Consider the following 13,963-nt stretch of genomic DNA (forward strand, 5'->3'; position numbering starts at 1 on the left):
TCCCCGAATCCCCTTCCTGGTCACGTCCGGATCTGCTGGGATGGTCCCTCGAGGCACTATCTCGGGGGAGAACGGTTCGCGTGGCCGGTCAGGAGTTCGGGCATCACCTGGGGCTGCCCAGGGCCCTGTCGGGTCTGCCGCTGAGCCCCCTCGTACCCGGTTACGGCAACCTGGCCGCCGCCCAGCACGCGGCGGGGTTGCGTCATCTCGGCGAGGTCCTGGGCGCCTCCCCCGGGGGGTTGAGGGTCCTGGACGGGCTGTTCGTGCCGTCGGGACCCTGGGGCCGGCGCCGGGTGGACGGACTGTACCTGGACGGTCTCGCGCACGGCTCGGGACCGGGCGCCCCGCTCGTCCCGCGGCTTGCCGAACTGCACCGGCGCGATCCGCAGGCCCTGCGCCGGGTCGTCCTCTACCAGCTGATAGGCCTGCTGCAGGACCATCCGGCGTCCCGACATCCACGAGTGGCTGCCGAGTTGGGGGTGCACGCCGACGAGATCGAAGGGCTGGTGGCGGCCGCCCGGCTGCGCCCCGCCCTCGACCGGCGCCAGCGCGATGCCGCCGAATCGCTCGCCGACGCCCTGGAACGACGGAAGCTGCACCGGCTGCGGGCCCTGCTCGACCGGCTGCCCACGGGCGGCGGTGACCCCGCGCTGGCCACGCTGCGATCCGAAGCCGCCGAGCGGATGGGCCTGGTCGAGGTCCTGTTACGGTCCGCCCGGCGGGCCGAGGAGCAGGGCGACCGGGACGGCGCGAGCGGCGCGTACCTGCAGGCGCTGTGCGGGGCGGCCGACGACCGGCGCGCCCTGCGCGGCCTGGTCCGCCTGCACCGGCCCGAGTCCGGCCACCACCCCCTGCTGCGTGCCGAACTGCGCGCGGATCATGTGGAGTTGAGCTGGCAGGACCGGCACGACATCCCCGGCGAGTGGCGGCTGCTGCGGCTGTACCGCACCGAGCGGGGCAGACCTGCCGTACGGAGTGTGCCCGGCGCGGACCCGACGGCGGCCGGGACCGTACGGGACAAGGACGCCCCACTGGGCTCCGGGGTGCGGTACGCGGCCCTGCCGTTGCGGGACGGCCGGGTGGCGGGTCCACCGCTGGTGTCCCGCCGGCTGCTGGTCGCCCCGGAGGTGGGACGCCCGGTACTGGCGGACGGCCCGGGCCGCATCCACTGCTCCTGGCAGCGGCCGACGGGCGCGAGCGACGTCACGGTCGAGCACACGGGTCCGGACGAGACCGCCATCGGCCACGCGCGGAGGCAGGCGGACGGCACCGGCATCACCGCCGAGCCCACGGGCCAGGACAAGACCCCCCGCCACCCAGCCCAACGGCCGGCGGAAACGCCCAAGGACCCGGACAAGACCGCCATCCGGCTCACCCGGCGGTCTGCGGCCGGCGCCGACATCACCGCCGAGCCCACGGGCCAGGACACGGCCGCCGTCCGGCTCGTCCAGCGGCCCGACGGGTTCACGGCCACCGGGCTGCCGGCCGGCCCGCACTCCTTCCGGATCGTCTGCCACTACCGGGCCCCCGACGGCAGCCGGGTCGCCTCCCCGGGCCTGCGGGTGACCGGCGCCGTCCACCCCTGGCCGGAGCCCGTGCGCAGCCTCGACGCGCGGGCCGACGGCGGGACCGTGCGGTTCCGGTGGAGCGGTGGGCAGGGTGCCGAGGTGCGGCTGGTGGTGTGGCCCGGGCCGGCTCCGGCGCCGGGCACCGAGCTGCGTGCGCGGGAGCTGCCGGCCGCGCTGGACTGGCCCGAGAAGGCGGGCGCCCTGTGCCCTCCGCCGGGCACCTACGCCGAGGTCGCCGCCGTCGCCGTACTCGGTGCGCGGGCGCTGGCCGGGCCGGCCGTCGGTGTGGAGGCCGTGCACGCCGTGCCCGGGCTCACCGTCGAGCGGCTGCCGGACGGGCAGGCGCGGATCACGCTGGACTGGCCCGAGGGCGTCGGGCACCTCGTGGTCGGCTGGGCGGCCCTGGACGGCGCGGAGGGCGGCGGGGAGCGGATCCTGACCGCGCACGCCTACCGGCGCGGCGGGCTGCGGCTGCCCGTCGGCCCGGGGGCCGTGCGGATCCGGGCGGCGACCGTGCCCCGGGTGCCGGGCGCCGTCGTGGTGGTGCCGGACGCAGCCGAGGCGCTGCTGCCGTCCGACGCCGCCGTCCGGTACCAACTGGTGCGTACCCAACGGCGGTTCCTCGGCCGGGGCGGCCGCACCCTGCTCCGGGTCACCCTCGCCACGCCGGGTGCGCCCGGCGACGTCCCGGAGTTCGTGTGCGTCGCGCGCAGCGGCACCCTGCGTCCGCGCAGCGCCGCCGACGGCACGACCGTCCTGCGCATACCCGGGCCCGACCTGGCGCGCCACGGGACCGTCGAACAGGAGCTGCCGGCCTCCCCCTGCCCGGCCCCCTACACCCTGCGCGGCTTCCTGCTGGGGGAGCACGCGGCCTCGGTGCGACTCGAAGAACCCTCCCTCGCCAGCCTGGTGGTGCGCTGAGCCATGACGACCGTGATCTGCCCCTACTGCTTCGCCCGCGCGTCGGCGGCCAAGCTGCCGTACCGCTGCCTGATGACCCCGAGCGGGGTGCGCGGCGGCGCGCCCTGCGGGCCCGAACGTGACGACGCCTGGGCCGGGTTCATGGGTCCCGGCGTACCTCCGGCGGCCCGGATGCGCGGGCCCGTTTTCACCCCCGCGCGCAAGGTCGCCGGGCTCGGCGGCGGGGGCAGCAGCGTGCCCTGCCCGCAGTGCGGGGTGCCCACGCCGGTGCGGGTGTGCGGGTCCTGCCACAGCGATCTGCCGAGCGACTACTGCGACCAGGACAGCCGGATCATCGCGCTGGTCGGCGCGAAGGCGTCCGGCAAGAGCACCTATGTGTCCGTGCTGGTCAACGAGTTGAACCATCGGGTGGGGCAGGCCTACCACGCCTCGCTCGCGGCGATGGGACAGAGCACGCAGACGCGGGACAAGGAGATGGCCGAGGACCTGTACGAGCGGCTGCGGCTGCCGGACGCCACCCGGCCGGCCGCGCTCGGCTTCAACGACCCGCTGCTGTACCGGCTGAGCCTGCCCCGCAAGGGCCTGCTGGGCGGCGCCGGAACCCGGCACACCACGCTGGTGTTCTTCGACGCGGCCGGTGAGGACCTCGCGGGCGCCGAGGCGATGGACCGCTACACCCGCTACCTCGGCGCCGCCGACGGAATCGTCCTGCTGGTCGATCCCCTCCAACTCGGCTCGGTGCGCGACCGGTTGGCTGTAAAGGAGGGGCCGCCGATGCCCGTGGTGGAGACCTCGCCGCAGCAGATCGCCGCCGACCTGGCCGCCCAGCTACGGGCCCACGGCAAGGGGAGGGCACGGGGGCGGGTGTCCACGCCGATCGCGGTGGCGGTCACCAAGACGGACATGCTCGGCCCCCTGCTGGACCCGCACTCCCCGCTGCTGCGCAACGCCCCGCACAGCGCGGGCACCTACGACGGCGAGGACCGGCTGGCCGTGCACGAGGAACTCCGCTCCCTGCTGACCGACTGGGACTCCGGCGCGCTGCTGCGCCAACTGGAACTGGACTTCGGCGAGTTGTCCCTGTTCGGGCTGTCCGCCCTGGGGGCGCCGCCGCCGGCGGACGCCCCGGCGGACGTACCGAAGTCGGGTCCGCAGCCGGTGCGGGTGGAGGATCCGCTGCTGTGGCTGCTGTCCCGGCGCGGGCTGTTGCCCGTGCGCGCGGCGGGGAAGGGGCGTGTCAAGTGAGCCTCGCCCAGCTGCACTACACCTCGGCGCCGCCCGGTCCGGACGGGTCGGGTTTCCGGTTCACCGCGGTCAGCCCCGGCGTGCCGCAGACGCTGCTGCGGGAGGCGGAGCAGCTCATCGGGTACGAGCCGCCGCGCGACCTGCCCGCCCGCCCGGACGCCGAGCAGCTGAAGGGTTTCCCGAAGGCCTTCAGCTGCAGTGAACTGTCCGACGGTGGGAGGCTGTTGAGCCGGTCGGTGTACACCGGAGCGGACTACAGCGGGCGGTGGGGCAACTTCCATGCCCACGCACTGCATCTGCCGCCCGGGGTACGGCTGCCGGACGGGGCGCTGCCCATCACGGCCTGGGAGTCGCCGCGTTGGGCCGACGCCACTCCCCCGGACGGACGGCCCCGGCCGGTGGACCGGTTCGAGCCGTCGGGTCTGCTGCGCCGGGACGGGCTCGTGGCCTTCGCCCGGTCCCGCGCGGACCGGCTCGCCGCGTTCTTCGCCGACCTGCGCGCCCTGACCGAGGAGACCGACACCCGGCAGATCGTCCTCGTCGAGCACGACAGCGCCGACGTGGCCCAGTGGATCGCGCTGGCCTGCACCGTCCTGCCGCGCGAGCGGGCGCACCGGCTCACCTTCACCACGTACACGCGCCGTCCGCAGCAGGCCCGCCAGCAGATCGTCGGGGCGCTGCCGTCCGCCGAGCCGGTCGGCCACGACCACCGGTTCCGGGTGCACGACTGCACCGCCGGGGCGGACGAGGAGCCCGTCCAGGACGCCTGGGCCGAGGTGTGCGCGCGGGTCTGGGCGGCCGGCCGGCCCGAGTTGTTCCGCGACAGCTCCGGCGAGCTGGGCCCGCTCGCGGTGGCCGCGCTCGTCCACGGCATCGAACTGCGCCCCGACGGGCGTGCGGCGGCGGCCCGTTGGGCGGCGGACCACGCGTTCACACTGCCCCCGGAGACGCTGCCCGTGTTGATCACGGCCCTGGCCGGCAGAAGCGGCGAGGGCCCTGGCGGGCAGGACACGCGGTACAGCTCAACCGGCCAGGACCGGAGCGGGCAGGACAGCCGGTACAGCCCCACCGGTACCCCCCTGGACGACGAACCGGCCGCGCTGGCGGCCCTGTCGGCCCGGCTGGACGGTCAGGTGCCCACCGCCGTGTCGGCGCCGCTCGCCGCCCGCGTGCTGGCCACGGCGGTGCTCGGCCGGGGCCCGGTGCCCCCGCTGGTCGCGGGCTCGCTGACCCCCGCGCTCCGCGCCGAGCTGGCCCGGGACCTGGCTCCGGCCCTGCGGCAGGGCATCGCCGACCCGACCGAACCGGCCGCCGGCCGGCCCCTCGCCCTGCTGCGCGTCGCCGACCTGCTCGACGTGGACTGCACGGAGGCGCTTCCGGAGTTCGCGGGGCGCATCGCCCGGGACCTGGTGAGCGAGCGGACCGGGGAGCCGGCGGCCGAGGAACCGGCGGTCGAGAAACCGGTGGTCGAGGAGTCGTCCCCCGACGGCCCGAACGTTCCGCCCGCCCTTCTCGACGCCGTGCACGGTCACCCCGCGCTGCGCACGGCCCTGTTCGGCGCGCTGAACGCGCTCGCCGCCGCCGATCCCCCGGGGGCCGCAGTCCGGTTGGCCGGGTCCGGGCTGCCGGTCTCGCTCGACTCCGGCTTCCCGCACCTGCGGATGTGCGTGCAGGCCGACGGGGCACGGCGGACCGGCGGCGACCGGCGGCGCCGGTTCCACGAGGTGCTGCGCACCGCCGGGGTCTCGCCGCACGCCGAACCGGCCGTCCTGCGCACCGCGTTCCTCCTGGTGTGGCCGGACGGCCTGCCCACCGGGGAGGAGGCGAGCCTGCTGCTGAGCGAGCTGGGCTCGGACGCGCACCGGCTGGCAGGCACCCGGGACCTGCTGGTCGAGGCCGCCCTCGCCGCCCCGGCCGACGACCCCGCCGTACCGGACCTCGCCGCCTCCCTGCTGCGCTGCTTCACCACGGAGCTGCGGCCCGCGCACCGGGCGCCGCTGCTCCTGCTGGAGTACGCGGGGCTGCTCGACGCCGACCAGGACGTCGAGGGCTGGGTGGAACACGTGCGGCGCCTGCGGGACGGTGCGGCCGAGCCCGCCCCCGAGCCGGTGACGCAGCGGGTGTACGACGCCGTCGCCCGACGGCTGCTGGCCGTCCCGGCGCCGGGGAGCGAGGCCTACGCCACGCCGCGCCCGACGGCGTCCGAGAGCGAGCTGTACGCGCTGGCCCGCTCGGGCGATCCGGGACTGCTGGCCGCGTACGAGCGGGCGGCGCGCGGGGACCGGGTGGGCGAGCGGCTGCGCACCGTGCCGTCCTACGTGGCCGCCTGTTTCGGCGACTGGAGCGCGTTCCCGCAGACGCACCCGGCCTGGGCGGCGACGCGCACGACCCTGCTGGCCAAGGTGCTGCGGCCCGTCGTGCGGGCCCTGCCCGACGAGGACCGGAGCGCGGTCGAGGAGGCGCTGCGCCGCACCGGCCGGGGCCGGCTGGACGCCTACCTCGCCTGGAACCGCCCCGGTGCCCTGGGCCGGCTCGCGGGCCGGCTGACCGGGCGGGGGCGGCGCGAGGAGCGGCAGGCGACCTGGTACGGCGATGTGGAACCGCCGGGCGAGGGAGGCCGCCGGTGAACGTGGGCGGGGACGACAACACCGACGTGCTGGTGCTGGTGCTCCTGGCCCTGTTCGGATGGGCCGGGGTCGTGGCCGTCGCGGTGTGCGTGTTCCGCACGCTGTGGGAGTTCCTCGGGCGCGGGGTGCAGGCCGTGTGGCAAGGGCTCGGGCCCTGGCAGGCGGGCCGCCGCGACCCGCGGCTCGCGGCGGTCGGGAGCGGTGAGCCCGCGCATCTCGCCTACTGGTGGCGGCAGTCGTGGGCGGACGCGGCGTCCGCAGGGCTCGCCGGGATGCGGGCCGTCTGGTCCTCCTTCACCGATCCCTGGCTGAGCCGGACCGTGCGGAACCTGTTCCAGGGGCGCCGCGCCTCGGGTGTGCGCGCCACGGCGCCGCTGTACCGGCTCCTGCTGGCCGTGCTGATCGCGCCCGGTACGGCCGCGGGCGCGCTGGTCGGCGCCGTGCTGGCCACGCTGCTGCTCGGCGCGGTGCTGGTGCTGTTCGCACTGCTGCTGGCCGTGGTGTGGCTGGGCTGGGCCGCCGGTGTGCCCGGGCTGCGCGGGCTGGAGCGGGGCCGGCTGCTGCTGCGCGGCATCCGTGTCAGGTGCCCGCACCCCGGCTGCTACGCACCGGTCCCGCTGGCGCTGCACCGCTGCCCCAACTGCCCGGCGCTGCATGCCGAGTTGCGGCCCGGGCGGTACGGGGTGCTGTGGCACGTGTGCCGGTGCGGGCACCGGATGCCGGCCTCCCGGCTGCTGGGGCGCGGGAAGCTCACGGCACTGTGTCCGCGCTGCGAGCAGTTCCTGCCCCGGGCGGCGGGCACCATGCGTGTGGTGCACACCCCTCTGGTCGGCGGCACCTCGTCGGGCAAGACGATGCTGATGGCAGCCATGGTGGAGGGGCTGCACTCCTGGTCCCGGCAGGGCGAACTGCGCGTCGAGTACGCCTCCGTCGACGACCAGCGCACCCAGACCGGCCTCAACCAGGAGCTGAACCGCACCGGTTGGGCCCACGCCACCACCGGCGGCCAGCCGCGCGCCATGATGCTGACCGTGACCCGGGGCCGCAGGCGGCGCCTCCTGTACCTGTACGACCCGATGGGCGAGCAGGTGAGCGACGCCGAACGGGTGCGTGCACAGCAGTACCTGGCGCACGCGGACGGGGTGGTCCTGGTCGCCGACGTGCTGGCCGACCCCAAGGTCCGCGGCCGGCTGGGCCCCGCGGACACCGAACGGTCGGACCGCGCCCGGCCCTCGGCGCAGGGCCCCTGGGAGACGTACCAGCGGCTCACCGGGGAACTGGCGGCGCTCACCGGCCGGCGGTCCCGGATGTCCGTGGCCACCGTGGTCACCAAACGGGACGTGCTGGACCAGCTGACCTCGCTGCCGGTGCCCGGCCCGCGCATCGACGACTGGCTCGCCGACGTCGGTCTCGGCGCGCTGGTCCGCGCCCTCGGCCACGACTTCGGGGCGGCCCGCTACTGGGCGGTCAGCGCCCACGCGGCCACCGGCACCGGGCCGCTGGAGAGCGAGCAGCGCCGGGCCGCCGAACCGGTGCTGTGGCTGCTCGCGGCCTCGGGGCTGCGCACCGGACCGCTCACCGGATCCGGTGGAAGAGCCGGCCGGCCGGCCAGGCAGCGGCGGCGGCCGGACGACGCCGAGGCGGGGAGGTACAGCCCGGCATGAACCAGGTCTCCCCCTCCGTCTCCCGGGCCCGGCGGGCGCTGGCGGGCCTGTTCGTCACCGCCCTGGTACTGGCGACGGCCGCGCTCGCCTACGGCGTACGGCTGCTGCTGCCCTGACCGACCTGAACTCCCCATCGTCTGAAAGGAATCACGGCGTGAGCGACATTCCCGGCGGGCCCATGGCCAACCGGCCGGTCCACTTCATCTGGCTGCTCGACTGCTCGTACTCGATGCAGGGCGAGAAGATCGCCAGGCTCAACTACGCGATCAGAGAAGCCATTCCGGAGATGCGGTCGGTGGCCCACGACAACCCCGCGGCCCAACTGCTGCTGCGCACCGTCACCTTCTCCACCACCGCCCAGTGGCACCACCAGACCCCGGTTCCGGTCGACGACTTCACCTGGCAGGACGTGCAGGTCGACGGCATGACCAACCTCGGTGAGGCGCTGCACCTGGTGGCGCGGGAGCTGCAGACCCCGCCGATGCCGCAGCGGGCGCTGAAGCCGGTGCTGGCGCTGGTCTCGGACGGGGTGCCCACCGACGACTGGCGGGCGGGTCTGAAGGCCGTCGACGCGAGTCCCTGGGGCCGCAAGGCGGTGCGGGTCGCCGTCGCGATCGGCGCGGACGCGGACCGCGGGGTGCTCCAGGAGTTCCTCGGCAATCCCGAGCTGCAGCCGCTGGACGCCAACAGCCCCAAGCAGCTGGCCGCCGCGATCCGGTGGGCGTCCACGGCGGCCGTGAAGGCGGCCTCCCAGCCGGTCCTGGGCGACAGCTCGGGCAAGACCCTGACCATGGCCAAACAGCCGTACGCGCCGCCGGTGCTGGACGACGACGATGACGACGACGTGTGGTGACGCTCGGGGTGCGACGGTGGGAGACGCTCGCGGACAGCGTTCAGGGGGTCAACAAGCGGCGCAACCAGGACTGGTACGAGTGCCGGGGCACCGGATCCGGTGAGGATCCGCTGGTCCTCGCCGTGGCGGACGGGCACGGCTCGGCGGTGCACGCGCGCAGCGAGCTGGGCGCGCGTTTCGCCGTGGACCGGTTCGTGGGTCTCGCGGCCCACTTCGGCCGGGCCGCGCTCGACTGCCACGGGCCGGGTCGACTGGCCCGGCTGATGACGTACGCCCGGGACGACTTCCCGCGCGCCCTGGTCCACGAGTGGCGGCAGGCTGCCCTCGGGCACTGGGACCGCAACCGTCCGGTCGTCGAGGAGGCGTCCCGGGAGCCGGGGCCCGAGGAGAAGTTGGTGCTGTACGGCACGACGCTGATCGGTGCCGTGCTCACGCCGTGGCTGTTCGTGGCCTGGCAGCTCGGCGACGGGGACCTCGCGGTGGTGGAGCACGACGGCACGCTGAGCCGGCCGCTCGCGCCCGCGGAGGAGGACCTGGGCGACGAGACGGAGTCGCTGTGCGGGCGCGAGGCCTGGCGGTCCGTGCGGATGCACTGGGCACCGGTGTTCGAGGAGGCGCGCGCCCCGCGGCTGGTGGTGCTCTCCACGGACGGGCTGTCGAAGAGCTTCGCGTCGGCCGACGGGTACCGCGAGTTCGTCGCGGGCCTGGCCGGCCGGCTGGCCGAGGAGGGCGGTACGGGGGTGCGGAAGGTGCTGCCCGAGTGGCTGGCGCAGGCCGCGCGCTACTCGGGGGACGACACGACGCTGGCGGCGGCGCTGCGCTCGGCACGGGGCGCCGTCGTGGACGACGTGGAGCAGGCCGCGGACGCGGGTGGTCCGGTGGACACAGAAGAACGGAAGACGGAGACGTAGATGAGCGGCATGCTCGATGGCGGGACGCGCCTCGCGGCGGAGACCGGTGACGAGGTGGAGATCGTCGACTTCCTCGGCGCGGGCGGCCAGGGCGAGGTGTACCGGGTCCGCACACCGGACGGGGAGCGGGCGCTGAAGTGGTACTACCCGACCTGCGCGACCGACGAACAGCAGGCGATCGTAGAGGAGTTGGTCGCCCGGGACTTCGCGGACGAGCGGTTCCTGTGGCCGGAGGCGTACGTGCCTGCGCACCGCGGCTCGTTCGGCTATCTGATGGGGCTGCGCCCGGAACGCTACAAGGGCCTTCCGGCGCTGTTCCGGCGGCAGTTGCGCACCAGCCCGCGCGCGCTGCTGACGGCTTGCCTGTACACGGTGGAGGCCTACCAGGCGCTGCACTCGCGGGGCATCGCCTACCGGGACATCTCCTGGGGCAACATCTTCTTCGATCCGGCCACCGGCGACGTGCTGGTCTGCGACAACGACAACGCGGTGGTGGAGGGGGACGCCAGCGGCATCTCGGGGACCATGGAGTTCATGGCACCGGAGCTGGTGCGCGGCGACCCGGGGGCGCGCCCCGGCACCCAGTCCGACCTGCACTCGCTCGCCGTGCTGCTGTTCATGTTCCTGATGAATCATCACCCGCTCAAAGGGAGGCGGGAGTTGGGCATCCACTGTCTGGACGAGGCGGCCGAGCGCAAGCTGTACGGCAGGAGTCCGCTGTTCGTGTTCGACCCGGCGGACGACTCCAACGCGCCGGACCCGATGGAGCACGCGACCGTGCTGGCCACCTGGGACGCGGCGGCGGGGACGCTGCAGGAGCTGTTCCGGCGGTCCTTCACGGTCGGGCTGCGCGATCCGGCGGCCCGGGTGCGGGAGTCCGAGTGGCGCAACGCGCTGCGCGCGGTGCTGGACTCGGTGGTCGAGTGCGCGTCCTGCGGGCGACAGAACATGACCGAGCCGGGCGAGAACCCGCCGCCTCGCCCCTGCTGGGGCTGTGGGGCACTGCTGGTGCTCCCGCCTCGGCTGACGGTGACCACTCCACCGCCCCGCACCGAGCACCACGTCCGGCTGCGCCGGGGTGCCCGGGTGCAGGCCCATCATCTGCTGCCGGAGCCGGCGCGACACGACTGCTCGGATGCCGCGCTGGTCGCGGAGTTGGTCGAACACCCCAAGAAGCCGGGCCGGTTCGGCATCGCGAACCGGTCGCGGCAGACCTGGACGGGCACCCGCTCCGACGGCACCTCGCAGAAGGTCGAGCCCGGTCAGACCGTGCCGCTCAGAGCGGGCCTGGAACTGGACCTCGGTGACGGGGTACGGGCGGTGGTGCGGGCCGAGTGAGGTGTGGACGGGACCCCGTGACGGCGGCGGGGTCCCGTCCGCTCACAGGCCCATGACGTGCATGAGCTGCTGGGTGAACGTGAGGCTGCCGGTGCCGGCGGCGGCGCCGATGCTGATGGCCTCCAGGGCGGAGCGGATGCGGCCGCGGTTCGGCGGACCGCCGTCCCCGACGGACTCCATCATCGCGCCCCGGATGGTCTCTCCGTGCCGCACGAGGCCCGGGTACTCGGCATGCAGTGCCGCGAGCAGCCCGTCCGAGAGCCGGACGAGGGCCTCCGAGGCCGGCTCGTAAGGGTTGATCTCGATACGGCCGTGATCGCCGATGTTGGCGGGACCGTTGATGTTCCCGAAGTTGTAGGTGCTCATCGTCCTGTCCTGACTCCTGCTTCGTGAGGGCCGGCGGGGCTGGGGTTATGACGTGGGCGGGTGGGAGCCGGCAGGTCCCGGTCCGCCCTGGGGGCCCGGTCCACCGTGCGGCCCGGGGCCCTGCTGACCGCCCATGGCGATCGCGCCGTTGTTGCCGAAGATGCTGGGACCGCTGACGTTACCGATGTTGTAGGTCTGTGTGCTGATGACCTGTAAAGCCTTGTCGTACGAGCTGGTGTCGACATGGTGGTCCTGGAGGAACCGCTCCGTGGCGACGAGAACGCCCTGCTGGAGCCGGAACAGGAAGTCCTGCGCGTCGATCCGCTCGGTGTAGCCCGCCTCGTCCCAGGCGCCGAGATCCTCGCGCAGGCTGCCCTTGGCGCCGTAGTCGTGACGTACGTGCTGCTTGGTGATCGCCTTGCGCTGCCTGGTCAGCCATCGGTCGTGGTCGCGCCGCCAGCGGCTGCGCGCGGTCAACCCGCCCAGGGCGCGGCGCAGTTGGGGGCCGGTGTGGGAGGTGGCGTACTTGACGAGGTCCCACCAGCGTTCGCGGGGGGCCACCGGAAGGCGGTCCACGCGGTGGAAACGGCCGTCCAGCGGGGGTATCGCGTAGGCGGCGACCTCCCAGGTCAGGCTGGGTGGCTGCAGGATCGCCCGCAGGTACATGGAGACGATCATCCGGCCGCCCTCGCCGATGCGTTCCAGGCACAGGTGGGTGCGCATGCCCGCGCCGGGGCTCTGCAGCCCCGCCTGCACCAGTTGCCTGGGTATCCGGGCGCGGGGTCTGCGCGTGCTGTCGGGGACCAGTTCGGGCAGGTAACAGGCGTTGCTCCCGATGACGTAGAGCCGGTTCTGCGCCCGCAGGTTCGGCAGTCCGGAGATGGTCTCCATGTGGCGGGCCACGTAGGTGTGCAGGTCGACGGCATCGAAGGGCAGCAGCGGGAGCTTGCCGCCGGCCGGGTCGTCGGCGGGTCTGCTGACGTCGATGGGCTGCCAGACCAGCTCCTTGATCTTCTCTCCGCTGCCGACGAACGGCTTGGTCTGGGCGGACGCGTCCGCGTACGGCAGGACGTTGGCGCGTTTCAGCTCGTTCAGCCAGTCCTCCGCCTCGGCCTCCACGGGCGGCGCCGTCCGCTCGGGCTTCTCGGCGGAGTGGAACACCTCGCGTGCCGTGTCACGTCCCACGGACTCCTTGTGGTGGACCAGGGCCCAGGCGATCACGTACGCGCCGAGAGGGCCGAAAATCGCCACCCATCCGAGTGATCCGTACCCGTTGACCAGAGCCCACCCTCCCGCCAGAACGGCGACCGGCACGACCACCGCGAGGCACGCCAGCCGGCGGTCGAGGGCGGCCCGGCGGCGGGTGGCCACGCGCGCGTGCCGGGCGAGTGCGACGAAGTTGATGCCGAGGCTCAGCCCCAGGGCGTCCAGCCGGTCCCCGGTGAGCGCCCGGTCCACGTAGAGGGCGAAGTCGTCGTCGAGGTGCACCGAGGCGCACAGGCGCCGGGTCACCGAGTCCTTCCGGTACTGCGGCAACGTCGGTAATGGTCTCCCCGACACACTCATCCGCCCCCCCTCGGCCGTTCCGCGCGCTTCACCCTAGGGACAACCCGTGGGGTTTGTCGCGCGGTTCCGGGGAGCCGGGCCGCCGCGGTCCGGCGCTCCCCTGTGACGTCGGACCGCGGTCGGCTCTTGGTTCTGCGTCATCTCGGCCGGATGTGTCACTGGCAAGGGGAATCCATCGCACCGGAGGGATGTTTATCAGCCAACCCTCCTTCATCGCCCGGCAGTTGCCGTGCCGTTCGGATCAGTCGAAGCGGAGGGCTCCCGTGCGGGTGCGCTTGAGTTCGAAGAAGTCGGGGTGGCGGGCCAACACCCGAAGGCTGTCGAAGAGTTCGGACGCCTCGGCGCCCCGCGGAATCGCGCGCAGGACGGGACCGAACCACACCGTGCCGTCGACATGGATCGTGGGCGTGCCCACGTAGGCGCCCGAGTCCGGTTCGGCGCCCGCCTCATGGCTGCGGCGCACCGCGTCGTCGTACGACGGGTCGTGCGCGGCGGCCAACAGATCGGCGGGTAGCCCGAGTTCCGCCAGGGACTCGGTGATCACGGCGTCGAAGTCCTTGATCCCCCGCTCGTGGATCCGGGTGCCGAACGCGGTGTACAGGTCGCGCAGCACCTTCTCGCCGTGCCGTTCGGCGGCGGCCACGGCGACCCGGACCGGGCCGATCGAGCGGTCGACCAAGTCCCGGTACCACTCCGGGAGTTCGTTACCGATGTTGTGCAGATACAGGCTCATGGCGTGGAAGCGGAGGTCGAGCGGCCGGGTGCGCTCGACCTCCAGCAGCCAGCGGGAGGTGATCCAGGCGAAGGGGCAGGCGGGGTCGAAGTAGAAGTCGACACGGGTCGGGTCGGGGCTCGTCGTTCGGCTGTTCTCGCTGCGCGTCATGGCGCCGACGCTAGTCCGCCA

The 13,963-nt window shown here is 74.1% G+C and carries 10 protein-coding genes; 7 read left to right on the top strand and 3 right to left on the bottom strand.

Annotated features, from left to right (window positions below):
- Positions 1-80 precede the first annotated feature (80 nt).
- The 7 genes from ACIF83_RS11555 to ACIF83_RS11585 all read left to right on the top strand — a co-directional run bounded on the left by ACIF83_RS11555 (position 81) and on the right by ACIF83_RS11585 (position 11,127).
- Positions 81-2,489: a hypothetical protein gene (locus ACIF83_RS11555; RefSeq protein ID WP_399725769.1), complete on the top strand. Its 2,409-nt coding sequence runs from the start codon at positions 81-83 to the stop codon at positions 2,487-2,489.
- Between the two features lie 3 nt (positions 2,490-2,492).
- Positions 2,493-3,734 (top strand): hypothetical protein, encoded by a 1,242-nt coding sequence (locus tag ACIF83_RS11560; RefSeq protein ID WP_399725772.1) that lies wholly within the window; start codon positions 2,493-2,495, stop codon positions 3,732-3,734.
- Positions 3,731-6,361, top strand: coding sequence for a GTPase-associated protein 1-related protein (locus tag ACIF83_RS11565; protein ID WP_399725775.1), 2,631 nt, complete (start codon positions 3,731-3,733; stop codon positions 6,359-6,361). Before ACIF83_RS11560 ends, ACIF83_RS11565 begins: the two co-directional genes overlap by 4 nt.
- A complete protein-coding gene (locus tag ACIF83_RS11570; RefSeq protein ID WP_399725778.1) occupies positions 6,358-8,025 on the top strand; it encodes a hypothetical protein in 1,668 nt (555 codons plus the stop codon). The genes ACIF83_RS11565 and ACIF83_RS11570 overlap by 4 nt, the downstream gene beginning before the upstream one ends.
- A 178-nt stretch (positions 8,026-8,203) precedes the next feature.
- A complete protein-coding gene (locus ACIF83_RS11575; RefSeq protein WP_393474093.1) occupies positions 8,204-8,878 on the top strand; it encodes a tellurium resistance protein in 675 nt (224 codons plus the stop codon).
- Complete coding sequence (locus ACIF83_RS11580; protein ID WP_393473391.1) at positions 8,872-9,789, top strand: protein phosphatase 2C domain-containing protein; 918 nt, start codon at positions 8,872-8,874, stop codon at positions 9,787-9,789. Before ACIF83_RS11575 ends, ACIF83_RS11580 begins: the two co-directional genes overlap by 7 nt.
- Positions 9,790-11,127: a protein kinase gene (locus ACIF83_RS11585; protein WP_399725781.1), complete on the top strand. Its 1,338-nt coding sequence runs from the start codon at positions 9,790-9,792 to the stop codon at positions 11,125-11,127. It abuts the gene before it with no gap.
- Between the two features lie 42 nt (positions 11,128-11,169).
- Here the strand turns inward: ACIF83_RS11585 and ACIF83_RS11590 are convergent, their stop codons facing one another.
- The 3 genes from ACIF83_RS11590 to ACIF83_RS11600 all read right to left on the bottom strand — a co-directional run bounded on the left by ACIF83_RS11590 (position 11,170) and on the right by ACIF83_RS11600 (position 13,942).
- A complete protein-coding gene (locus ACIF83_RS11590) occupies positions 11,170-11,493 on the bottom strand; it encodes a hypothetical protein (RefSeq protein ID WP_393473397.1) in 324 nt (107 codons plus the stop codon).
- Positions 11,494-11,538: 45 nt separating this feature from the next.
- Complete coding sequence (locus ACIF83_RS11595) at positions 11,539-13,029, bottom strand: hypothetical protein (RefSeq protein WP_399725785.1); 1,491 nt, start codon at positions 13,027-13,029, stop codon at positions 11,539-11,541.
- Between the two features lie 271 nt (positions 13,030-13,300).
- Complete coding sequence (locus ACIF83_RS11600) at positions 13,301-13,942, bottom strand: DsbA family protein (RefSeq protein WP_399725788.1); 642 nt, start codon at positions 13,940-13,942, stop codon at positions 13,301-13,303.
- Positions 13,943-13,963: the final 21 nt, after the last annotated feature.

This window comes from Streptomyces sp. NPDC085866, assembly GCF_044541035.1.
Lineage (GTDB): Bacteria > Actinomycetota > Actinomycetes > Streptomycetales > Streptomycetaceae > Streptomyces.